The organism is Pseudomonas sp. KB-10 (genome assembly GCF_018221585.1).
Classification (GTDB): domain Bacteria; phylum Pseudomonadota; class Gammaproteobacteria; order Pseudomonadales; family Pseudomonadaceae; genus Aquipseudomonas; species Aquipseudomonas yangonensis.
On the sequence record NZ_QYYB01000004.1, the window covers coordinates 133328 to 155175 of the forward strand.

Genomic DNA, 21848 nt, shown 5'->3' on the forward strand with positions numbered 1-21848 from the left:
GGCCGTTTCCCGAGGGTAGACGAAGACGGGTGAGGATTCGGGTTAAACGCGCCTGAGTTTTTTCACCGCGCGTTCAAACAGGGGCGCAAAGGTGTGCGTCCGGTTGCCGCAGCGGCGCAAGGCCGCAGCAGGCTTGGTTATACTCGCCGGCATCAACTGGAGTCGCCATGCTCGAACCCGTGCAGTTACTCTCCGCCAGTCGCCAGAATCTATGGCGCCTGACCCTCATCCGTATTCTGGTGCTGGCCGCTCAGGCAGGCTCGGTCGGGCTTGCCTACAAGTCCGGCATGATACCGCTGCCCTGGTTGCAGTTATCGGTCACCCTTGGCGTTTCTCTGCTGCTGTGTCTGGGCACGGCGCTGCGTCTGCGCGGTCCCTGGCCGGTGACCGAGGTCGAGTACGCGGTACAGCTGGGCTTTGACCTGATCATCCACAGCGTACTGCTGTACTACTCGGGCGGTTCGACCAATCCCTTCGTCTCCTATTACCTGGTGCCACTGACCATCGCCGCGGCGACGCTACCCTGGCTGTTCACCATCGTGCTTTCCGGCCTGGCGCTGGCTGGCTACACCCTGTTGCTGGTGTGGACGCACCCGCTCGAACTGCCTGCCGCCCGCGAGAGCCTGCTGGTCTACGGCATGTGGCTGAGCTTTGCCCTGGCGGCGTCTTTGATCACCTTCTTCGTCGCCAAGATGGCCGAGGAGCTGCGCCGCCAGGACGAGTTGCGTGCCGAACGCCGTGAGGAGAGTCTGCGTGATCAGCAGCTGCTGGCCGTGGCCACCCAGGCCGCCGGCGCCGCCCATGAGCTGGGAACGCCGCTGGGCACCATGAGCGTGCTGCTCAAGGAGCTGCGCCAGGAATACCGCGACAAGCCCGCGCTGCAGGATGACCTGGCGCTGCTGCAGGAGCAGGTCAAGCTGTGCAAGTTCACCTTGCAGCAGCTGGTGCGCGCCGCCGAGAACGACCGGCGCCAGGCGGTTATCGAGCAGTCCAGCGTCGAGTGGCTGGAAACCACTCTCAATCGCTGGCACCTGATGCGACCCGAGGCCAGTTACCGCTACCAGTGCCTCGGCCGTGGCACGCCGCCGCGCATCATGCCGCCGGCCGACCTTACCCAGGCACTGCTCAACCTGCTCAACAACGCCGCCGATGCCTGCCCGGACAAACTCGATATCCGTCTGGACTGGGATCATCAGTGGCTGCGCCTGAGCATTCGCGATCATGGTGTCGGCGTGCCGCTGGCCATCGCCGAACAGCTGGGTCGACCCTTCTTCACCACCAAGGGCAAGGGCTTCGGCCTGGGGTTGTTCCTCAGCCAGGCCAGCGTGACCCGTGCTGGTGGCACGGTTAAGTTGTATAACCATGAAGAAGGCGGCACCCTCACCGAATTGAAGTTGCCGCGAGCCTATGGCGTGGCCTGATTAGGAAAACCAAGCATGAGCGAAGAATCCCTGTTCGAAGGCGAAGAACATCCGCATCTGCTGCTGGTGGATGACGACCCCACCTTCACCCGTGTGATGGCGCGTGCCATGAGTCGCCGCGGCTTGCGCGTGTCCACTGCATCCAGCGCCGACGAAGGCTTGGCCCTGGCCAAGGAGGACATGCCGGATTACGCGGTGGTCGACCTGAAGATGGAAGGCGATTCCGGCCTGGTGCTGCTGCCCAAGCTGCTGGAGCTGGATCCGGAGATGCGCGTGGTGATTCTCACCGGCTATTCCAGCATCGCCACCGCGGTGGAGGCGATCAAACGCGGTGCGGCCAACTACCTGTGCAAACCGGCCGATGCCGACGATGTGCTCACTGCATTGCTCTCCGAGCACGCCGATCTTGACAGCCTGGTGCCGGAAAATCCGATGTCGGTGGACCGCCTGCAGTGGGAGCACATCCAGCGCGTGCTGGCTGAGCACGAAGGCAACATTTCTGCCACCGCCCGTGCCCTGGGCATGCACCGTCGTACCTTGCAACGCAAGCTGCAGAAGCGTCCGGTTCGCCGCTGAGGTGTTCGTAGCCCGAGGCGCTTTTTCGATAGGTGCCGCCTGCATCCGCTACGGGTTCGTCGCCGTCGCAGGTGTGATTACCCGTAGCCGGAAAATACTTAGCCAGCTAACATAGGTCGTCAGACAACCTGCTGGTGTGGTCATGCTCGCCGTCGCTGCACAAACCCTCGCCGTCACCGCGCCCGTGTTCGCCATGCTCTTTCTCGGCGCGGTGCTCAAACGTGTGCGCTGGATCGATACCCCCTTCATCGATACCGCTTCGAGCCTGGTGTTTCGCGGCACCATGCCAACGCTGCTGTTTCTTGGCGTGGTCAAGGCGGATCTGGATGCGGCCCTGCAGCCGCAGCTGCTGACCTACTTCTTCCTGGCCACCGTGGCTTCCTTCTTCGTGGCCTGGGCCTGGGCGATCTGGCGGGTGCCGTTCGAAGACCGCGGCATCTACACCCAGGGCGCCTTTCGCGGCAACAACGGCATCGTCGGTCTGGCCCTGGCCACCAGCATGTACGGTGACTACGGTCTTTCGGTCGGCTCATTGCTCGCGGCGCTGGTGATCCTTTGCTACAACGCGCTCTCGGCGGTGGTTCTGGCCATCTACAGTCCGGGCGCCAAGCCCGGTGCCAAGGCCATCGTGCGCAGTATCGTGACCAATCCGATGATCATCGGTGTGCTGTTGGCAGTGCCGATCGCCTACTGGAAAATCCCGCTGCCGCAGTGGTTTCTGACCTCGGCCGAGTACTTCGCGCAGATGACCCTGCCGCTGGCGCTGATCTGCATCGGCGGCACCCTGAGCCTGGCCTCGCTGCGCCGCAGCAGTGGCACCGCCATCGGCTCAGGCATGATGAAGATGGTCTGGTTGCCGCTACTGAGCACTTCAGGCGCCTGGCTGCTGGGCTTTCGTGACGCGGATCTGGCGATCCTCTTTCTGTATTTCGCCAGCCCGACGGCCGCGGCCAGCTTCGTCATGGCGCGCGCGGTGGGCGCCAACCATGAGCTGGCGGCAGCCATTATCGTCATCACTACCCTGGCGGCTGTGGTCACCACCAATATCGGTCTGCTGTTGCTGCAGTGGGGGGGCTGGATCTAGCGCTAGGCCCTGGGGCCGATTGGCCGGCGATGCCTGATCGCCGGCGAACCGACTGCTACGAGGCGCTGTTCTGGTACTCGTCGATCACTTCCTGTGCCGCGCGGAAGGCATCGATGCTGGCCGGTACGCCGGCATACACAGCGCAGTGCAGCAGGGTTTCGCGGATTTCCTCGACGGTGCAGCCGTTGTTCAGTGCGCCGCGCACGTGTCCCTTGAGTTCCTGCGGGCATTTCAGCGCGGTCAGCGCAGCCAGGGTAATCAGGCTGCGCGTCGCCCGCGGCAGGCCGCTGCGAGTCCACACGCCGCCCCAGGCGTGTTCGTTGACGAAGTCCTGCAGCGGCTGGCTGAACTCGGTGGCGTTGCCCAGGGCGCGGTCGACGAACGTGTCGCCCATCACCTCACGGCGCACCTGCAGACCGCGTTCATGACTGTCGCTCATGTTCAGATCCCCGCCTTGCGATGGCTGCGCCAGGAACGCACGGTGATGATCACCAGGGTGATGGCGGTGAGCGGCAGTGCATAGCCGATCATTGCGTCGCCGAAGCTTTCGGCCTGTGGGCGGCCAGTGCTGAACAACACCAGGTACAGGGTATAGGCCACGTAGTAGGCGAGAAACAGCAGGCCTTCCCAGCGATTGATGCGATAACCGCTGAAGAAGATCGGCAGGCAGGCCACGGCCACTGCGATCATCACCGGGAAGTCGAAGGCCAGGGCATTGGCCGCTACCGGGATGGCAGCAGGCGAAACCAGCGAAGCCAGGCCCAGTACGCAGAGCAGGTTGAAAATGTTGCTGCCGACGATATTGCCCACGGCGATGTCGCGCTCGCCCTTGAAGGCGGCGATGATCGAGGTGGCCAACTCCGGCAGCGAAGTGCCGATGGCGATCACGGTCAGGCCTATCACCAGTTCCGACAGCCCCAGGGCACGGGCCAGTTGCACGGCGCCTTCGACCAGCAGGTTGGACCCGCCAACCAGCAGAACGAGACCGACGATGACCAGGCCCAGATTGATCGCCCAGGCGTAAGGCTTGGGCTGTTCGTCGAGGCCGAATTCCTTGGCGAACTCGTCATCGTCGCTCTTGTTTTCCTTGCGCGCGTTGTAGATCAGAAAGCCGGTGTAGGCCAGTACGCCACCGAATAGCAGGGCGCCATCGAGGCGGCTGAGCTCACCATCCCAGGCCAGGCCGAAGGTGACCAGGCTGGCGCCGATCATGATCGGCACGTCCAGGCGAATCAGTTGGCGCGAGACGATCAGCGGCGCGACCAGGGCGGTCATGCCGAGAATCAGCAATACGTTGGCGATGTTGCTGCCGATCACGTTGCCAATGGCCAGGTCGCCACTGCCGTTGAAGGCGGATTGCACGCTGACTGCCGTTTCCGGCGCGCTGGTGCCGAAGGCCACCACGGTCAGGCCGATCACCAGGGGCGGAATGCCGAACTGTGCGGCCAGCTTGGCTGCACCGCGCACCAGCACCTCGGCGCCGGCAACCAGCAGTACCAGGCCAGCGATCAGGTAGACATAAGTCATCAGGGTCATTGCAGGGTCGCTCCAGAAGAAGTGCGGCTAGTGTAGCGATGGCGTTATCGGCCGCTAGATGCGCCGGAAAGATTTTGTTGCCAATTGTTGGTCAGTCCAGCGCCTCGACCCGCACCGGAACCACGCCTGCGCGCAACATGTCCAGGCGCACGGCGGCGGCACGTGAAACGTCGATCACGCGGCCGCGTACGAAGGGTCCACGATCATTGATGCGCAATACGACGCTACGTTCATTGTTCAGGTTGGTCACCCGCACACGTGTGCCGAAGGGCAGGGTGCGATGCGCGGCGGTCAGGGCGTTCTGATCGAAGCGCTCACCGCTGGCGGTGCGTTTGCCGTGGTGCGCCTGGGCGTAGTAGGACGCCTTGCCGGTTTCGCTGCCACCTGCGCCGCCGCCAAAGGTAGAGCAGCCGCCGAGCAAGGCAAGTGCGCCGAGTAATGCGCAGCTGCGTAGCGCGGCTGTAATGCGGGGCAATGAAGGTTCCCGGATTGCATCCGGGCTACGGATCGTCATCTGTTCTTTCTCCATGAAAAAACGCCGGGGGAACCCGGCGTTTTTCAGTTTCAAGCGAAGCGGCCTGGCTCAGCCTTCGAGCTTCTTCTTCAGCAGTTCGTTCACTTGCCCCGGGTTGGCCTTGCCCTTGGAGGCTTTCATGGCCTGGCCGACGAAGAAGCCGAACATCTTGCCGCGCTTGGCTTCATCGCTGGCGCGGTACTGCTCGACCTGCTCGGCGTTGGCGGTGAGCACCTCGTCGAGCATCGCCTCGATGGCGCCGCTGTCGGTGACCTGCTTGAGGCCCTTGCTCTCGATGATCGCATCGGCGCTGCCTTCACCGGCGGCCATGGCCTCGAACACCATCTTGGCGATCTTGCCGCTGATGGTGTTGTCCTTGATGCGCAGGATCATGCCGCCCAGGTGCTCGGCGGAAACCGGCGACTGCTCGATTTCCAGGCCTTCCTTGTTGAGCAGGCTGGACAGCTCGCCCATCACCCAGTTGGCCGCTAGCTTGGCATCGCCGCAGACCTTGGTCACTTCTTCGAAGTACTCGGCCATCTCGCGGCTGGCCGAGAGTACGCTGGCGTCGTAGGTGGACAGGCCGTACTGGCTCTGGAAGCGCTCGCGCTTCTGCGTCGGCAGCTCCGGCAGCTGGCTGCGCACTTCGTCGAGGAAGCTCTGTTCGATCACCACCGGCAGCAGGTCGGGGCAGGGGAAGTAACGGTAGTCGTTGGCTTCTTCCTTGCCGCGCATGGAGCGGGTTTCATCCTTGTTCGGGTCGTACAGACGGGTTTCCTGTATGACTTTGCCGCCGTCCTCGATCAGGTCGATCTGGCGCTGGATCTCGTGGTTGATCGCCTTCTCGATAAAGCGGAAGGAGTTGACGTTCTTGATCTCGGCGCGGGTGCCGAAGGCTTCCTGGCCTTTCGGGCGCACGGACACGTTGCAGTCGCAGCGCAGCGAGCCTTCGGCCATGTTGCCGTCGCAAATGCCCAGGTAGCGCACCAGGGCGTGGATGGCCTTGACGTAGGCCACGGCTTCCTTGGCCGAGCGGATGTCCGGCTCGGAAACGATCTCCAGCAGCGGCGTACCGGCGCGGTTGAGGTCGATGCCGCTCATGCCGTGGAAGTCTTCGTGCAGGCTCTTGCCGGCGTCCTCTTCCAGGTGCGCGCGGGTGATGCCGATGCGCTTGACGGTGCCGTCTTCCAGGGTGATGTCCAGATGGCCCTTGCCGACGATGGGGTGATCCATCTGGCTGGTCTGGTAGCCCTTGGGCAGGTCCGGATAGAAGTAGTTCTTGCGGGCGAAGACGTTACGCGCGCCGATCTCGGCATCGATGGCCAGACCGAACTTGCAGGCCATGCGCACGGCTTCGGCGTTGAGCACCGGCAGGGTGCCGGGCATGCCGAGGTCGACCAGGCTGGCCTGGGTGTTGGGCTCGGCGCCGAAACTGGTGGCGCTGGCCGAGAAGATCTTCGATTGGGTGCTGAGCTGAGCGTGGATCTCGAGCCCGATTACGGTTTCCCATTGCATCTGTCTATTCCTCAGAAACCAGTCGGTGCTTGTTTGTGCCAGTCGCTGACCTGCTGATACTGGTGCGCGACATTGAGCAGACGACCTTCCTGGAAGTAGTTGCCGAGCAACTGCACGCCTACCGGCAGACCGTCGACGAAGCCGGCCGGCATCGACAGGCCGGGGATACCGGCCAGGTTGGCGGTGATGGTGTAGATGTCTTCCAGGTAGGCGGACACCGGGTCGCCGCCTTTCTCGCCGATTTTCCAGGCCAGGTTCGGCGTGGTCGGGCCGAGGATCACGTCGACGTCGTTGAACGCAGCGACGAAGTCATTCTTGATCAGCCGGCGGATCTGCTGCGCCTTGATGTAGTAGGCATCGTAGTAGCCGGCCGACAGGGCGTAGGTGCCGACCATGATGCGGCGTTTGACTTCCGCACCGAAGCCTTCGCCGCGCGAGCGCTTGTACAGGTCTTCGAGGTTGACCGGGTTCTCGCAGCGATAGCCGAAGCGCACGCCGTCGAAGCGCGACAGGTTGGAGCTGGCTTCTGCAGGCGCGATCACGTAGTAGGCGGGAATCGCGTGCTGCATGTTCGGCAGGGAGATGTCCTTGACGGTGGCGCCGAGCTTTTTCAGCTCCTCGACCACGGCCATGACTTTTTCGCCGATGCGGGCATCCAGGCCGGCGCCGAAGTATTCCTTGGGCAGGCCGATGCGCAGGCCGGCCAGCGGCTGGGCGAGGGCCGCCAGGTAGTCATCCACCGGCTGATCGACGCTGGTCGAATCCTTGGGGTCGAAACCGGCCATGGCGCCGAGCAGCAGGGCGCAGTCTAAGGCATCGCGGGCCAGCGGGCCGCCCTGATCGAGGCTGGAGGCGTAGGCGATCATGCCCCAGCGCGAGACGCGGCCGTAGGTCGGCTTGATGCCGGTGAGGTTGGTCAGCGCGGCCGGCTGGCGTATCGAGCCGCCGGTGTCGGTGCCGGTGGCGGCCGGAATCAGGCGCGCCGCGACTGCGGCAGCGGAACCACCGGAGGAGCCGCCGGGTACGCGGCTGGTGTCCCAGGGGTTCTTGACCGCGCCGTAGTGGCTGGATTCGTTCGCCGAGCCCATGGCGAACTCGTCCATGTTCAGCTTGCCGAGGGTGACGGTGCCGGCTGCCTTGAGCTTGTCGACCACGGTGGCGTCGTAGGGCGCCTTGAAGCCGGTGAGGATCTTCGAGCCGCAGGAGGTCAGCACACCCTGGGTGCAGAACAGGTCCTTGTGCGCGATCGGCGCGCCGAGCAGAGCGCCGTTTTCGCCAGCGGCGCGGCGGGCGTCAGCGGCCCTGGCCTGCTCCAGGGCGAGGTCTTCGGTAACGGTGATGAAACTGTTGAGCTGCGGGTCGAGCTGATTGATGCGCGCCAGCAGGGCGCTGCTCAGTTCTTCGGCGGAGAATTGCTTGTCGGCGAGGCCGCGGGCGATCTCGGCCAGGGTCAGTTGATGCATGTCGGGCCCTTTCCTTTATTCGATGACTTTCGGCACGAGGTACAGGCCGCTTTCCACGGCCGGAGCGATGGCCTGGTAGGCGTCACGCTGGTTGCTCTCGTTGACCACGTCGGCACGCAGGCGCTGGGTCGCTTCCAGCGGGTGGGCCAGGGGTTCGATGCCCTGGGTATCGACGGCCTGCATCTGGTCGATCAGGCCGAGGATGTTATTCAGGGTCTCGGTGGTTTGCGGAATATCGCCGTCATTCAGACCCAGGCGGGCCAGGTGGGCGATTTTTTCCACCTCGGAGCGTTCAAGCGCCATCGGGGGTTCTCCAGTGGAAGTGTGACAGAGAGGGCATGCAGGGAACGGATGTCGCGAGCCGGCGGTCAAAGGCCGCGATGTGCAGCTACAAGGCCCGGAAAAACAGGCAATCTACCATATTGCCGCCTTGCTCAAAATCCCTGCCGTTGTTAGAGTTTGCCGCACTTTTTACCCGCGCGTTTTCCGCGTCTGACTTTTACCCATGCGTTGCCTAGGGTCCCTTCCTAATGTTCAAGAAACTGCGTGGCATGTTTTCCAGCGATCTGTCGATCGACCTGGGCACTGCCAATACCCTTATTTATGTGCGCGAGCGCGGTATCGTCCTGAATGAACCGTCCGTAGTTGCCATCCGTACCCACGGCAACCAGAAGAGTGTCGTGGCTGTCGGCACCGAGGCCAAGCGCATGCTCGGCCGTACTCCAGGCAATATTTCCGCGATTCGTCCGATGAAGGACGGCGTGATCGCCGACTTCAGCGTCTGTGAAAAGATGCTGCAGTACTTCATCAACAAGGTTCACGAGAACAGCTTCCTGCAGCCCTCGCCGCGCGTGCTGATCTGCGTGCCGTGCAAATCGACCCAGGTGGAGCGCCGCGCCATTCGTGAATCGGCCCTGGGCGCCGGTGCCCGCGAGGTGTTTCTGATCGAAGAGCCGATGGCCGCGGCCATCGGTGCCGGCCTGCCGGTCGAAGAGGCCCGCGGTTCGATGGTCGTCGACATCGGCGGCGGTACCACCGAGATCGCGCTCATCTCCCTCAATGGCGTGGTTTACGCCGAGTCCGTGCGTGTCGGCGGCGACCGCTTCGACGAAGCCATCATCACCTATGTGCGCCGCAACTATGGCTCGCTGATCGGTGAAGGCACCGCCGAGCGCATCAAGCAGGAAATCGGCACCGCCTATCCGGGTGGCGAGATTCGCGAAGTCGATGTCCGTGGCCGCAACCTGGCCGAGGGCGTACCGCGCAGCTTTACCCTGAACTCCAACGAAGTGCTCGAAGCGCTGCAGGAGTCGCTGGCGACCATCGTTCAGGCGGTCAAGAGTGCCCTGGAGCAATCGCCGCCGGAACTGGCGTCGGATATCGCCGAGCGCGGCCTGGTGCTGACCGGCGGTGGCGCGCTGTTGCGCGATCTGGACAAGCTGCTGAGTCAGGAAACCGGCTTGCCGGTGATCGTCGCCGAAGACCCGCTGACCTGTGTCGCCCGCGGCGGCGGCAAGGCTCTGGAGATGATGGACCGCCATGCCATGGACCTGCTCTCCACCGAGTAAGCGCTCCTCGCCTGGCCTGCTGTCGTGCCGCCTACGGGCGGCACGCGCATATTCGAGCATTGCAGTACACTCGCCCCAACCTTAGCCAGAACTGTTTGCATTTCGCATGAATTCGCGCGCTTTCCGCCCCCGTGGCGCACAAGGAGCCGGTCATTAAGCCGCTCTTCGCCAAAGGTCCCTCGCTGGGCATTCGCCTGCTGGTATTTGCCGTGTTGTCGGCAGTGCTGATGGTGGCCGACGCCCGCTTCGACACGCTCAAGCCCGTGCGTAGCATGATGGGCATGGTGTTGACCCCCCTGTACGAGCTGGCTGAACTGCCGGTTAGGGCCTGGGAAGGCGCGACCCAGCAGATATCCTCGCGCAGCGAACTGATGGCCGAGAACGAAAAGCTCAAGGCCGAAGCACTGCTGCTGCAGCGCCGCCTGCAGAAGCTGGCGACCCTGACCGAACAGAACGTGCGTCTGCGCGAGCTGCTCAACTCCGCGGCGCTGGTGGATGAAGAGGTGCTGGTCAGCGAACTGATCGGCGTCGACCCCAACCCCTACACCCACCGCATCCTGATCGACAAGGGCGAGAAGGACTGCGTCGACGAGAGCAAGAAAAACTGCGTGTTCCTCGGGCAGCCGGTACTCGATGCCCGCGGTCTGATGGGGCAGGTGGTAGAGGTCATGCCCTATACCTCGCGCGTGCTGCTGCTTACCGACAACACCCACAGCATTCCGGTGCAGGTCAACCGCAACGGCCTGCGTGCCATCGCTGTCGGCACCGGCAACCCGGAGAGCCTCGAGCTGCGTCATGTCGCCGATACCGCAGATATCAAGGAAGGCGACCTGCTGGTCAGCTCCGGCATGGGCCAGCGTTTTCCGGCCGGCTACCCGGTGGCCACGGTCAAGCAAGTGATTCACGATTCCGGTCAGCCGTTCGCCATCGTCCGCGCCACACCGACCGCGGCGCTCAATCGCAGCCGTTATCTGCTGCTCGTCTTCTCTGATCGACGCAGTCCCGAGCAGCGTGCTTCCGATTCGGCCGAGGCTCAGGAGGCCGCCGACCGCGAGGCCGAGCAGACGCGCACCCAGAGTGAGCAAACGCCAGCGCCGATCGCCACTCCGGCCGCGGACGCTCCGGCACAGGAGACGAACTGATGGTCGGTGTGCAACCCCGTAATGGCTGGGTGATCTGGCTGACCCTGGCCTTCGCGCTTCTGCTCAGCGTGGCGCCGCTGCTCGAATTCATGCAGATCGGCCGCCCGTTATGGGTCGCGCTTGTCCTCACCTACTGGGTTCTGGCTCTGCCGCATCGCGTCGGCCTGACCACGGCCTGGATCCTCGGTCTGGCGCAGGATGTGCTGTTCGGCACGCTGCTCGGACAAAATGCGCTGATCCTCACCCTGATCACCTTCCTGGTACTGAGCCTGCACCAGCGCCTGCGCATGTTTCCCATGTGGCAGCAGAGCATGGTGCTGATGGTGGTGTTCGGCCTCGCCCAACTGGTGCAGCTGTGGCTCAATGCTCTGACCGGCAGCCGTCCCCCGACCCTGGCTTTCATCCTGCCGGCGCTGGTCAGTGCCCTGCTGTGGCCCTGGGTCTGCGTCATCCTGCGTGGTCTGCACCTGCGCCTCAACGTCAACTGAACGCGGCCTGGCGCATGGCTGGCCGCGGTTCGCCAAGGGAGATACCCGCATGGCCGAGCTGTTTCTGGCCTCCGCCTCGCCCCGTCGCCGTGAATTGCTGGCCCAGATCGCTGTGCCGTGCGTCACGCTAATCGCCTCGATAGATGAAAATCCATTGCCAGCCGAGCCGGCCGCAGCCTATGTAGAGCGTCTGGCGCGGGAAAAGGCGCGTGCCGGCCTGCGCGCATTGGGCGAGCGTGCCGATGCGGTGGTGCTGGGCGCCGATACGGCCGTGGTGCTGGATGGTCGCATTCTTGGCAAGCCGGCGGATTTCGACGAGTCGCGGGCCATGCTGCGGGCTCTGTCGGGGCGCAGCCATCAGGTGCTGACCGCCGTTGCCCTGGTCGGTGCCGGACGCGAACTGGCTCGCGTGGTCACCAGCGAGGTGAGCTTTCGCGCCATCAGCGACAAGGAGATCGAGGCTTACTGGGCCAGCGGCGAGCCATGTGACAAAGCCGGCAGTTATGGTATCCAGGGGTTGGCGGCGGTATTCGTCAGCCAGGTGCAGGGCAGTTATTCGGCGGTGGTCGGTCTGCCGCTGTGCGAAACTGCCGAGCTGCTTGGGGAATTCGGTATTGCCTGCTGGCAATTCCCGGCGCCAGGACATCTTCAGAAACCAGGCGACGGCAACGCGGCTGCAGGATGAGGTGTCCGAAAGCTTGAGTCCGCGGGGCGGCGTTGCAGCCCGGTCGGCATGATCACCAGGATGGATGCATGAGCGAAGAGATTCTGATCAATATCACGCCGATGGAATCGCGCGTGGCGGTGGTGGAAAACGGCGTGCTGCAGGAAGTTCACGTCGAGCGCACGCAGAAGCGCGGCATCGTCGGCAACATCTACAAGGGCAAGGTGGTGCGGGTGCTGCCCGGCATGCAGGCGGCCTTCGTCGACATCGGCCTGGAGCGTGCGGCCTTCATTCATGCCTCGGAAATCTCCACGCGCGAAGGTGCCGCGGTGGAGCCGATCAGTGCGCTGATCCACGAAGGACAGAGTCTGACCGTGCAGGTCACCAAAGACCCCATCGGCAGCAAGGGCGCGCGCCTGACCACCCAGCTGTCGATTCCCTCGCGTTATCTGGTGTACATGCCGCGCACCAGTCATGTCGGCATTTCCCTGAAGATCGAAGAAGAAGCCGAGCGCGAGCGCCTGAAGCAGGTGGTGGCCGATTGCGTCGCGGCTGAGGGCATCGAGGAGGCGGGCGGCTTCATCCTGCGCACCGCTGCCGAGGGCGCCGGCGCCGACGAGATTCTGATCGATATTCGCTACTTGCGCCGGTTGTGGGACCAGATCGGTACGCAGATCCAGAATGCCAAGGCGCCCACTGTGATCTACGAAGATCTGTCCCTGGCGCTGCGTACCCTGCGCGACCTGGTCAGCCCGCGCACCGAGAAGATTCGCGTGGACTCGCGGGAAACCTTCCAGAAGATCACGCAGTTCGTCGCCGAACTGATGCCGGAAATCGCCGATCGCCTCGAACATTACCCGGGTGAACGGCCGATCTTCGATCTTTATGGCGTCGAGGACGAAATCCAGCGCGCCCTGGAGCGCAAGGTGCCGCTGAAATCCGGCGGCTACCTCGTGGTCGATCCGGCCGAGGCGATGAGCACCATCGACGTCAATACCGGCGCCTTCGTCGGGCACCGCACGCTGGAAGAGACCATCTTCAAGACCAACCTGGAGGCGGCTACCGCCATTGCTCGCCAGCTACGCCTGCGTAACCTGGGCGGCATCATCATCATCGACTTCATCGACATGGAAGACCAGGATCATCAACGCCAGGTGCTGCGCACCCTGGAGAAACAGCTCGAGCGTGATCACGCCAAGACCAACATCATCGGCATCACCGAGCTCGGCCTGGTGCAGATGACCCGCAAGCGTACCCGCGAAAGTCTCGAGCAGATCCTCTGCGAGCCGTGCAGCGCCTGCCAGGGGCGAGGCAAGTTGAAAACACCCGAAACCATCTGCTACGAAATCTTCCGCGAAATTCTGCGCGAGGCGCGCGCCTATCAGGCGGAAAGCTATCGCGTGCTGGCCAATCAGAAGGTGGTCGATCGCCTGCTCGATGAGGAGTCGGGCAACGTCGCCGATCTGGAAGCCTTTATCGGGCGTACCATCAAGTTCCAGGTGGAAACCATGTATTCCCAGGAACAGTACGACGTGGTGCTGCTCTGAGCGCTGCAGGCACCGGGGGCGCCCTGGCGCGCCTGTTCTCGGCCTTGCTGCGCTGGGGGCTGGGGTTGTGCGCGGCTTTTCTGATACTGGCCGCGCTGTACGTCAGCCTGGGGCGCGAGCTGGTACCTCTGGTCGCCGAATACCGGCTTGAACTGGAGGACCGCGTCACGGCGCAGCTGGGCGTGCCGGTGCGTATCGGCAGCCTCGAAGGCCGCTGGCGGGGCTTGGCGCCGGTGTTGGTGGCGCGTGACGTGCGGCTGGGCGCCGAGGATGACGGGCTGAGCCTGGAACGCGTGCAACTGGTGCCGGACGTGAGCGGCAGCCTGATGGCACGCCAGCCGCGTATCGCCAATCTGCAGGTGGATGGTCTGCAGCTGAACGTGCAGCAGAACGCCGAAGGTGGCTGGCAGTTGCAGGGGATGCCACGGCGCGACGGCCCCGAGCTGAATGTCGAACAACTGCTCAAGCAGTTGCAGGTGGTGCATCGCATCAGCCTGCTCGACAGCCGAGTGGTGGTGCAGCCACTCGATCAGAAGCCGTTGCTGCTCAGCTACGTCAACCTGAGCCTGCGTTATGGCAGCAACAGCCAGCGTCTCGACGGACGCCTGCTGCTGCCCGATGGCCAGCCGGTGGCGCTGAGTTTGCGCACGCGCATGCAACCGAAAACCTGGCGCGAGGCCGAGTCGCAGCTCTACCTGAGCCTGCCGCAGAGCGACTGGGCGAGCTGGCTGCCAAAATCACTGCTCGGCGACTGGCGGGTCAAGCAGCTTCAGGCCGGCGGTGAGCTTTGGCTGGAAGGCCGCGGCCTGGCCCTGCACAAGGGGGCCTTGCGCCTGCATGCCCCGGCACTGGTTGGCAGCCAGGCTGGGCATGAGGCTGTGACGCTCAAGGACCTGGCTTTCAATGCCTTCTTCGCTCGGGACGAGCAGGGTGTGCGGGCACAGATCGACTCTCTGGCCTTGACCCACGCAGAGCAGCGTATCGGCGAGCTGCATGTGAACCTGAAACAGCGCGATGAGGGAGAGGCTAATGAGCGTTGGGCGCTGACGGCAGACCGTCTCGACCTCGCCGCCTGGGCGCCGTTGGTACAGGCGCTGGTGCCGATGCCGGACAAGGCGCGCGAAGTTCTGCTGGCGTTATCACCGGTTGGCGCGGTCAACAACCTGCTGCTCGATTACTACCCGCAGCGCGAGGGCGCCGAGCGCCTGCAGTTCGCTGCCAATCTGGACAAGGTGGGCATTCAGGCCTATCGCGGCGCGCCGGCGGCCGAGAATGTCAGCGGTAGCGCCTCGGGCAACCTGTTCGCAGGTGAGCTGCGCCTGAATACCGAGAACTTCGCCCTGCACCTGGACCAACTGTTCCCCGAGATATGGCGCTATCGCCATGCTCAGGCGCGGTTGAGCTGGGACTGGAGCGAAACCGGCCTGACCCTGCATAGCCCCTACATGCGACTCGATGGCGACGAAGGACAGATCGCCGGTGACATGCTGATCCGCCTGCGCCGCGACCCCGAGGCCGAAAGCTACATGGATCTGCGTGTCGGCCTGCGCGACGGTGACGCGTCCTACACCGAGAAGTATCTGCCGAGCCGCTCGCCCGGCATGAGTGAGGAACTCGATCACTGGCTGAAGACGGCGATTCGCGCGGGTCATGTCGAGGAAGGCTACTTCCAGTATCAGGGTTCGCTGAACAAGGGCGCAGCGCTGGGCGCGCGCAGTCTGAGCCTGTTTTTCAAGGTGAAGGACGCCGAGTTGGCCTTTCAGCCTGGCTGGCCTTCGCTGCGTGACGGCGTGGGCGAGGTGCTGATCGAGGACGATGCGGTGCGCGTGCGTCTGCAGAGCGGGCGCCTGCTGCAGAGCCAGGTCAGCGCGGTCACCGCCAATATTCCCCTGCTCCACGATGGCAAGCCGCCGCGGCTGCAGCTCGATGGCGATGTGCAGAGCAGCCTGAGCGACGCGATCAAGCTGCTGCAGGAGGCACCACTGGGAACGTCGGAGATCTTCGCCGGCTGGCAGGGTGAAGGTTCGCTGGCCGGGCGACTGCAGCTGGACATTCCGCTGAAAAAGGGAAGCAAGCCCGGGGTGGTGGTGGATTTTGCCACCGAGGGAGCCAGCCTCAAGCTGGCCAATCCGGATCTGCAACTGAACAAGGTCAAGGGCGCGTTCCGTTACGACAGCAATGCCGGCCTGAGCGCACCGGACGTTCGCGCCGAGGTATTCGGGCGCCAGGTCAGCGGCAGGATCAGCGCCGAGGGCGCCCGTGGACAGGCGCGTACGCTGTTCGATCTGCGCGGCCAGGTGCAGGTCGACGCCCTCAGCCAATGGCTGGGCGGGCCGCAGAAGCTGCCGGTCAGCGGCTTGCTGCCTTACCACCTGCGCCTGACCCTGGATGGCGATGACAGCAAGCTACGTGTCGACTCCAACCTGCGCGGTGTCGCAGTCGATTTGCCCGCGCCGTTCGGCAAGACGGCAGCGTTGGAGCGCGATGCCAGCTGGCGCATGACGCTCTCCGGGCGCGAGCGGCGTTACTGGGCGGACTATGGCGAGCTGGCCAGTCTGAATCTGGCCGCGCCCGCCGGTGCACTGGCCGACGGTCGTGGCGAGGTGGTGATCGGCGGTGGTCCCGCAGGATTACCGCCTGGTCAGGGCCTGCGTGTTCGCGGGCGCCTGGATGAGCTGGACCTGAATGCCTGGAAGCAGCTTGGCAGCGATCATCCGGTCAAGGTGGATGCGGACAGCCAGCGCCTGCTGCGCAGTGCACGACTGGAGATCGGGCGATTCCGCGGCTTCGGCCAGGAGATCGAGCAACTGACCGTCGGCCTTGAGCGAGAGGGGCAGGCTTGGGCCGTACAGTTCGACAGCCAACTGGCGGCCGGCCGCGTGCTGCTGGCCGATGCCGAGGGGGTACCGATTCGTGCCGACCTGCAGCATGTGCGCCTGCCGGCACCCGACCCTGATGCGGCAAAGACCGACGATGCGCCTGATCCGCTGGCCGATTTCGATCCCAGTACGCTCCCGGCACTGGATATCAGCATCCAGCGCGTGCAGCGCGGCGACAAGGTGCTGGGCGCCTGGTCACTCAAGGTACGACCGGAAGAGCGCGGCGTGCGTTTCGATGACCTCGATCTCGATCTGCAGGGGCTGAAGATCGGCGGCAGTGCCGGTTGGCGAAGTGCCGCTGGCAATACCCAGAGCTGGTACAAGGGGCGCCTGCAGGGCAAGGACCTTGGCGCGATCCTGAAAGCCTGGGATTACGCCCCTAGCGTCACCAGTGAAAGTTTCCGGGTCGACGTTGATGGCAGCTGGCCCGGTTCGCCAGCCTGGTTCTCGCTCAAGCGTTTCTCCGGCAACCTCGACCCCTCGCTACGCAAGGGCCAGTTCGTCGAGGTACAGGGCTCGGCCCAGGCGTTGCGGGTGTTCGGCCTGCTCAACTTCAACTCCATCGGCCGCCGCCTGCGTCTGGACTTCTCCGACCTGCTGGGCAAAGGGCTGAGTTACGACCGGGTCAAGGGCAATATGCAGGCCACCAATGGCGTGTTCGTGACGCGGGAGCCGATCACCATGACCGGGCCGTCGAGCAACCTGGAACTGGACGGCCAGCTGGACATGCGCAACGAGCGCATCGATGCCAAGCTGCTGGTGACCCTGCCGGTGACCAATAACCTGCCGTTGGCGGCGTTGATCGTCGGTGCGCCGGCGATCGGTGGCGCGCTGTTCGTGGCGGATAAGTTGCTGGGGGACAAGGTTGCCCGTTTCGCCAGCGTGCAGTACGACGTCAAGGGGCCGCTGCAGGACCCGGATATCCGTTTCGACAAGCCTTTCGAAAAACCGCAATGACGGTCCTTCTTGGCGTAGGCTGTCACCTTGATAACCGATGAGTGCCGCCATGAATCTCGCAGTAATCCAGATGGTCAGTCAGGAGGACGTGCAAACCAACCTGCGCCTGGCGCGCCGCATGCTGGAGCGGGCTGCGCAGGGCGGTGCACGCCTCGCTGTGCTGCCCGAGAATTTCGCTGCCATGGGGCGTCGCGACCTGGCAGCCATCGGCCGTGCCGAGGCAGTGGGCGAAGGGCCGATCCTGCCCTGGTTGAAACGGGCCGCGCGTGACCTCAGTTTATGGATTGTGGCCGGCACCTTGCCGCTGCCGCCGGACGACGATGCCGAGGGCAGGCCGCACGCCTGTTCACTGCTGATCGACGATCAGGGCGAGCGCGCGGCTCGTTATGACAAGCTGCACCTGTTCGACGTCGATGTGGCTGACAACCGTGGCCGTTATCGCGAGTCGGATGACTTCGTCCATGGCCAGCGTGTGGTGATCGCGGATACGCCGGTGGGGCGCCTGGGTCTGACGGTGTGTTACGACTTGCGTTTTCCCGAACTGTTCGGTGCGCTACGCGAAGCCGGCGCCGAGTTGATCAGCGTGCCGGCAGCGTTCACGGCCGTGACTGGCGCGGCGCATTGGCAGGTGCTGACGCGGGCCCGTGCCATCGAAACCCAATGCTATGTGCTGGCAGCGGGGCAGGGCGGCGAGCATCCCGGGCAGCGCATGACCTTTGGCCATTCGGCCATCATCGACCCCTGGGGCAGCGTGCTCGCCGAGCAGGATCAAGGGGAAGCCGCATTGCTGGCTTCGCGCGATGCCGCCGAGCAGGCGGCCATTCGCCAACGTATGCCGGTGCAGCAGCACCGCCGATTCTTTTTACCGGGGGCACCGCGCCCGGTCGTTGTGGAGTGACCATGAATACGATGTTGCAATCCGTCAGCGAACATCTGCTGGCACCCGGTAACCTGACGCTCGACAGCCTCAGTGCCGTGCTGGGTGAAGTCGCAGGGCCTGGCATCGATGCCGCCGACCTTTATTTCCAAAGCCAGGTGTCGGAAACCTGGGTGCTGGAGGATGGCATCGTCAAGGAAGGCAGTTTCAACCTCGATCAGGGTGTAGGCGTGCGCGCCCAGTCCGGTGAGAAAACCGGCTTTGCCTACAGCAACGCGATCAGCCTCGATGCGTTGACCCAGGCCGCGCAAGCGGCGCGTTCGATCTCCCGTGCCGGCCAGCAGGGCCGGGTGCAGGCCTTCGTCAGCCCGCAGATCACCCAGCTGTATGCCGAAGGCAACCCGCTGGACGTCATGAGCCGTGCCGAAAAGGTCGAGCTGCTGCAGCGTATCGACCGCGCCACCCGTGCGCTCGATCCGCGCATCAAGCAGGTCACCGTGAGCCTGGCCGGTGTCTGGGACCGCATTCTGGTCGCCGCTCATGATGGCAGCCTCAGCGCTGATATCCGCCCGCTGGTGCGCTTCAACGTCAGTGTCATCGTCGAGCAGAACGGCCGCCGCGAACGTGGTGGTCACGGCGGCGGCGGCCGCACCGACTACCGCTATTTCCTCGATGAAGACCGCGCCATGAGCTATGCCCGTGAGGCGCTGCGCCAGGCGCTGGTCAACCTCGAAGCCATCGCCGCGCCTGCCGGCAGCATGCCGGTGGTGATGGGCGCTGGATGGTCCGGCGTGTTGTTGCACGAGGCGGTCGGTCACGGCCTGGAAGGCGATTTCAACCGCAAGGGCAGCTCGGCCTATAGCGGCAAGGTCGGGCAGAAGGTCGCATCCAGCCTGTGCACCATCGTCGATGACGGCACCCTGGCCGGCCGTCGTGGCTCGCTCAGCGTCGATGACGAAGGCACACCGACCCAGTGCACCACGTTGATCGAGAACGGCGTGCTCAAAGGCTACATGCAGGACAAGCTCAATGCGCGCCTGATGGGCGTGGCTGCTACCGGCAACGGTCGTCGTGAATCCTATGCGCACCTGCCGATGCCGCGCATGACCAACACCTACATGCTGGCCGGTGAGAGCGATCCGGAGGAGATCATCCGTTCGGTGAAGAAGGGCATCTACTGCGCCAATCTGGGTGGCGGCCAGGTGGACATCACCAGCGGCAAGTTCGTCTTCTCCACCAGCGAGGCCTACCTGATCGAGGACGGCAAGATCACTGCGCCGGTCAAAGGTGCCACGCTGATCGGCAACGGCCCGGAGGCCATGAGCCGGGTATCCATGGTCGGCAATGATCTGGCCCTGGACAGCGGCGTCGGCACCTGCGGCAAGGATGGCCAGTCGGTGCCGGTCGGTGTCGGCCAGCCGACGCTGAAGATCGACACGATCACCGTTGGCGGCACCGGTGCGTAAAGCGAAGCAGGTTCAGCGCAGGCCGCGCTGGATTTCGTCGAGCTCGCGGATGTACTTGAATACCTTGCGCGCGGCGGCCGGGGGCTTGTTGCGCGCGGCTTCATGTTGGGCATGACGAACCAGCCCGCGCAGATGTTGGACGTCGGCATCGGGGTAGAGCTCGACGAAGCTCTCCAGCGCACTGTCGCCTTCGCCGATCAGGCGGTCGCGCCAGCGCTCGAGGGCATGGAAGCGCTCGTTGTATTCGCGGGTGGAGCTGTCCACCTGGTCGAGCATGGCGACGATCGCCTCGACATCCTGTTCGCGCATCAGCTTGCCGATGAACTGGATGTGGCGTTTGCGCGCGGCGTTGGCAGTGTGTTTCGGTGCTTCGGCGAGGGCGCGGCGTAGTGCGTCGGTCAGCGGCATCCTGGCCAGCAGGTCCGGCTTGAGCGCAGTCAGACGCTCGCCGAGATCCTGCAGGGCGTGCAGTTCGCGTTTGACCTGGGATTTGCTCTTCTCCAGGGAGAAGTCGTCGTAGGAATCAGACATGGGGTGGGTCCAGATGGAAACGCCGCCATGATAGCAGCAACCGTGACCGCCGGCCCGTAGCCGGCAGTCGAGAGCAGGCCTCGGCTACGTGCGCATGGGGTCTGCGCCAAGAGAATCGGGAGTGGTTATGAGTGAAGTAGAACGCATCGGGCCGCAGGCCCTGCCAGCGCTGCAGGAGCAAGTCGAGACGATTCTCGCCGAGGCCAGGCGCCAGGGAGCCAGTGCCTGCGAAGTAGCCGTCTCGGCTGGTCAGGGGTTGTCCACTACCGTGCGCCAGGGTGAGGTGGAGACAGTCGAATTCAATCGCGATCAGGGGTTCGGCATCACCCTGTACGTGGGCCAGCGCAAGGGCTCTGCCAGCACCTCGGCCACCGGTATCGAGGCCATTCGCGAGACCGTTGCGGCAGCCCTGGCGATTGCCAAGCATGCATCCGAAGATGAATGTGCCGGCCTGGCGGATGCCGCGCTGATGGCGCGCGAGCTGCCCGAACTGGACCTCTATCACCCCTGGTCGATCACGCCTGAGCAGGCGGTCGAGCAGGCGCTGGCTTGCGAGGCGGCAGCATTCGCCGCCGACACCCGGATCAAGAATGCCGATGGCACGAGTCTCAACACTCATCAGGGTTGCCGCGTTTATGGCAACAGTCATGGTTTCGTTGGTGGTTATGCCAGCACCCGTCACAGCCTGAGCTGCGTGATGATCGCCGAAGGCGAGGGGCAGATGCAGCGCGACTACTGGTATGACGTCAATCGCCAGGGCGAGCTGCTGGCCGATGCTGCAGGTATTGGCCAGCGCGCTGCCGAGCGCGCGGTCAGCCGCCTTGGCGCAAGGCCGGTGCCGACCTGCGAGGTGCCGGTGCTGTTCGCTGCCGAGCTCGCTGGCGGGCTGTTCAGTCACCTGCTGGCGGCAATCTCGGGCGGCAATCTGTATCGCCATTCCTCCTTCCTCGAAGGTGCGCTCGGCCAGCGTCTGTTCCCCGAGTGGCTGAGCCTCGACGAACGACCGCATCTGCCGCGTGCCCTGGGTAGTGCGACCTTCGATGGCGATGGCCTGGCCACCTACGCAAAACCGTTCGTGGAAAAGGGCGAGTTGGTGTCCTACGTGCTTGGCACCTATTCCGGGCGCAAACTGGGACTGCCCAGCACCGCCAACTCCGGTGGCGTGCACAACCTGTTCGTCACCCACGGCGATGAGGATCAGCAGGCGCTGATCCGTCGCATGGGGCGCGGCCTGCTGGTGACCGAGCTGATGGGGCAGGGCCTGAATCTGGTCACCGGGGACTACTCCCGGGGGGCGGCGGGCTTCTGGGTTGAGAACGGCGAGATCCAGTTCCCGGTGCAGGAAGTGACCATCGCCGGCAACCTGCGCGACATGTTCCGCCAGATCGTTGCGGTCGGTCGCGACCTGGAACGGCGCGGCAATATCTGCACCGGCTCGGTGCTGATCGAGAAGATGACCGTCGCCGGCAGCTGACGGCGACAACATCCCCTCAGTAGCTGAGACCGCTGACGCTCAGCCTTGGCGGTCACGCGCATTCTGGCACCGGCGATCCTGACGTAGGGTCGCCTTGCCCATGAAAGCCCACACATTCTATGTATTGATTATTTTTCTCAAAAGAG

The 21848-nt window shown here is 64.2% G+C and carries 19 protein-coding genes; 12 read left to right on the forward strand and 7 right to left on the reverse strand.

The window, feature by feature from the left end; genetic code table 11:
• Positions 1–167 precede the first annotated feature (167 nt).
• The 3 genes from DXK50_RS12320 (at position 168) to DXK50_RS12330 (ending at position 3081) form a co-directional block, all read left to right on the forward strand.
• Positions 168–1421: an ATP-binding protein gene (locus DXK50_RS12320; protein ID WP_161864921.1), complete on the forward strand. Its 1254-nt coding sequence runs from the start codon at positions 168–170 to the stop codon at positions 1419–1421.
• Positions 1422–1436: 15 nt separating this feature from the next.
• Complete coding sequence (locus DXK50_RS12325; RefSeq protein WP_161864922.1) at positions 1437–1997, forward strand: response regulator transcription factor; 561 nt, start codon at positions 1437–1439, stop codon at positions 1995–1997.
• Between the two features lie 142 nt (positions 1998–2139).
• Positions 2140–3081: an AEC family transporter gene (locus DXK50_RS12330; RefSeq protein ID WP_161864923.1), complete on the forward strand. Its 942-nt coding sequence runs from the start codon at positions 2140–2142 to the stop codon at positions 3079–3081.
• Positions 3082–3136: 55 nt separating this feature from the next.
• On the opposite strand, the gene DXK50_RS12335 is transcribed toward DXK50_RS12330, so the two are convergent.
• The 6 genes from DXK50_RS12335 to gatC all read right to left on the reverse strand — a co-directional run bounded on the left by DXK50_RS12335 (position 3137) and on the right by gatC (position 8412).
• Positions 3137–3520 carry a carboxymuconolactone decarboxylase family protein gene (locus DXK50_RS12335; RefSeq protein ID WP_161864924.1) on the reverse strand — a complete coding sequence of 128 codons (384 nt, stop codon included), beginning with the start codon at positions 3518–3520 and terminating at the stop codon, positions 3137–3139.
• A 2-nt stretch (positions 3521–3522) separates the two neighbouring features.
• The gene (locus tag DXK50_RS12340; protein ID WP_161864925.1) at positions 3523–4617 is read right to left on the reverse strand and encodes a calcium/sodium antiporter; all 1095 of its coding nucleotides are present in this window, start codon (positions 4615–4617) and stop codon (positions 3523–3525) included.
• 91 nt (positions 4618–4708) lie between these two features.
• On the reverse strand, positions 4709–5131 hold the full coding sequence (locus tag DXK50_RS12345) for a septal ring lytic transglycosylase RlpA family protein (RefSeq protein ID WP_212630526.1): 423 nt from the start codon (positions 5129–5131) through the stop codon (positions 4709–4711).
• A gap of 69 nt (positions 5132–5200) precedes the next feature.
• On the reverse strand, positions 5201–6646 hold the full coding sequence (gene gatB, locus DXK50_RS12350) for an Asp-tRNA(Asn)/Glu-tRNA(Gln) amidotransferase subunit GatB (protein ID WP_161864927.1): 1446 nt from the start codon (positions 6644–6646) through the stop codon (positions 5201–5203).
• An 11-nt stretch (positions 6647–6657) separates the two neighbouring features.
• Positions 6658–8109: an Asp-tRNA(Asn)/Glu-tRNA(Gln) amidotransferase subunit GatA gene (gene gatA, locus DXK50_RS12355; RefSeq protein WP_212630527.1), complete on the reverse strand. Its 1452-nt coding sequence runs from the start codon at positions 8107–8109 to the stop codon at positions 6658–6660.
• Positions 8110–8124: 15 nt separating this feature from the next.
• Positions 8125–8412, reverse strand: coding sequence for an Asp-tRNA(Asn)/Glu-tRNA(Gln) amidotransferase subunit GatC (gene gatC, locus DXK50_RS12360; protein WP_161864929.1), 288 nt, complete (start codon positions 8410–8412; stop codon positions 8125–8127).
• A 227-nt stretch (positions 8413–8639) separates the two neighbouring features.
• Between gatC and mreB the strand changes: the two genes are divergently transcribed.
• The 8 genes from mreB to tldD all read left to right on the forward strand — a co-directional run bounded on the left by mreB (position 8640) and on the right by tldD (position 19697).
• Positions 8640–9677, forward strand: coding sequence for a rod shape-determining protein MreB (mreB, locus tag DXK50_RS12365; protein ID WP_013714086.1), 1038 nt, complete (start codon positions 8640–8642; stop codon positions 9675–9677).
• 152 nt (positions 9678–9829) lie between these two features.
• Positions 9830–10819 (forward strand): rod shape-determining protein MreC, encoded by a 990-nt coding sequence (gene mreC / locus DXK50_RS12370; protein ID WP_212630810.1) that lies wholly within the window; start codon positions 9830–9832, stop codon positions 10817–10819.
• Positions 10819–11307, forward strand: coding sequence for a rod shape-determining protein MreD (gene mreD / locus DXK50_RS12375; RefSeq protein ID WP_161864930.1), 489 nt, complete (start codon positions 10819–10821; stop codon positions 11305–11307). Before mreC ends, mreD begins: the two co-directional genes overlap by 1 nt.
• Before the next feature lie 49 nt (positions 11308–11356).
• Positions 11357–11992, forward strand: coding sequence for a Maf family protein (locus DXK50_RS12380; RefSeq protein ID WP_212630528.1), 636 nt, complete (start codon positions 11357–11359; stop codon positions 11990–11992).
• Positions 11993–12060: 68 nt separating this feature from the next.
• Entirely contained in the window at positions 12061–13518 is a 1458-nt protein-coding gene (rng, locus tag DXK50_RS12385; RefSeq protein WP_161864932.1) for a ribonuclease G, read from the forward strand.
• On the forward strand, positions 13515–17354 hold the full coding sequence (locus tag DXK50_RS12390) for a YhdP family protein (protein ID WP_461818879.1): 3840 nt from the start codon (positions 13515–13517) through the stop codon (positions 17352–17354). Before rng ends, DXK50_RS12390 begins: the two co-directional genes overlap by 4 nt.
• A gap of 49 nt (positions 17355–17403) precedes the next feature.
• Complete coding sequence (locus tag DXK50_RS12395; RefSeq protein WP_212630529.1) at positions 17404–18252, forward strand: carbon-nitrogen hydrolase family protein; 849 nt, start codon at positions 17404–17406, stop codon at positions 18250–18252.
• 2 nt (positions 18253–18254) lie between these two features.
• On the forward strand, positions 18255–19697 hold the full coding sequence (tldD, locus tag DXK50_RS12400) for a metalloprotease TldD (RefSeq protein WP_212630530.1): 1443 nt from the start codon (positions 18255–18257) through the stop codon (positions 19695–19697).
• 12 nt (positions 19698–19709) lie between these two features.
• Here tldD and yjgA read toward each other — a convergent pair whose 3' ends face one another.
• Positions 19710–20228, reverse strand: coding sequence for a ribosome biogenesis factor YjgA (gene yjgA, locus DXK50_RS12405; protein ID WP_161864935.1), 519 nt, complete (start codon positions 20226–20228; stop codon positions 19710–19712).
• A 127-nt stretch (positions 20229–20355) separates the two neighbouring features.
• Between yjgA and pmbA the strand changes: the two genes are divergently transcribed.
• Positions 20356–21702 (forward strand): metalloprotease PmbA, encoded by a 1347-nt coding sequence (pmbA, locus tag DXK50_RS12410; RefSeq protein WP_161864936.1) that lies wholly within the window; start codon positions 20356–20358, stop codon positions 21700–21702.
• The last annotated feature ends 146 nt before the right edge of the window (positions 21703–21848 follow it).

Bases quoted from the DNA above. Each gene is read 5' to 3' on its own strand.
- gatC (WP_161864929.1), bottom strand. From the start codon at position 8,412: ATGGCGCTTGAACGCTCCGAGGTGGAAAAAATCGCCCACCTGGCCCGC.
- yjgA (WP_161864935.1), bottom strand. From the start codon at position 20,228: ATGTCTGATTCCTACGACGACTTCTCCCTGGAGAAGAGCAAATCCCAG.
- DXK50_RS12330 (WP_161864923.1), top strand. From the start codon at position 2,140: ATGCTCGCCGTCGCTGCACAAACCCTCGCCGTCACCGCGCCCGTGTTC.
- mreD (WP_161864930.1), top strand. From the start codon at position 10,819: ATGGTCGGTGTGCAACCCCGTAATGGCTGGGTGATCTGGCTGACCCTG.
- DXK50_RS12325 (WP_161864922.1), top strand. From the start codon at position 1,437: ATGAGCGAAGAATCCCTGTTCGAAGGCGAAGAACATCCGCATCTGCTG.
- DXK50_RS12395 (WP_212630529.1), top strand. From the start codon at position 17,404: ATGAATCTCGCAGTAATCCAGATGGTCAGTCAGGAGGACGTGCAAACC.
- gatB (WP_161864927.1), bottom strand. From the start codon at position 6,646: ATGCAATGGGAAACCGTAATCGGGCTCGAGATCCACGCTCAGCTCAGC.
- mreB (WP_013714086.1), top strand. From the start codon at position 8,640: ATGTTCAAGAAACTGCGTGGCATGTTTTCCAGCGATCTGTCGATCGAC.
- gatA (WP_212630527.1), bottom strand. From the start codon at position 8,109: ATGCATCAACTGACCCTGGCCGAGATCGCCCGCGGCCTCGCCGACAAG.
- pmbA (WP_161864936.1), top strand. From the start codon at position 20,356: ATGAGTGAAGTAGAACGCATCGGGCCGCAGGCCCTGCCAGCGCTGCAG.
- DXK50_RS12380 (WP_212630528.1), top strand. From the start codon at position 11,357: ATGGCCGAGCTGTTTCTGGCCTCCGCCTCGCCCCGTCGCCGTGAATTG.
- DXK50_RS12345 (WP_212630526.1), bottom strand. From the start codon at position 5,131: ATGACGATCCGTAGCCCGGATGCAATCCGGGAACCTTCATTGCCCCGC.
- DXK50_RS12340 (WP_161864925.1), bottom strand. From the start codon at position 4,617: ATGACCCTGATGACTTATGTCTACCTGATCGCTGGCCTGGTACTGCTG.
- rng (WP_161864932.1), top strand. From the start codon at position 12,061: ATGAGCGAAGAGATTCTGATCAATATCACGCCGATGGAATCGCGCGTG.
- DXK50_RS12320 (WP_161864921.1), top strand. From the start codon at position 168: ATGCTCGAACCCGTGCAGTTACTCTCCGCCAGTCGCCAGAATCTATGG.
- tldD (WP_212630530.1), top strand. From the start codon at position 18,255: ATGAATACGATGTTGCAATCCGTCAGCGAACATCTGCTGGCACCCGGT.
- DXK50_RS12335 (WP_161864924.1), bottom strand. From the start codon at position 3,520: ATGAGCGACAGTCATGAACGCGGTCTGCAGGTGCGCCGTGAGGTGATG.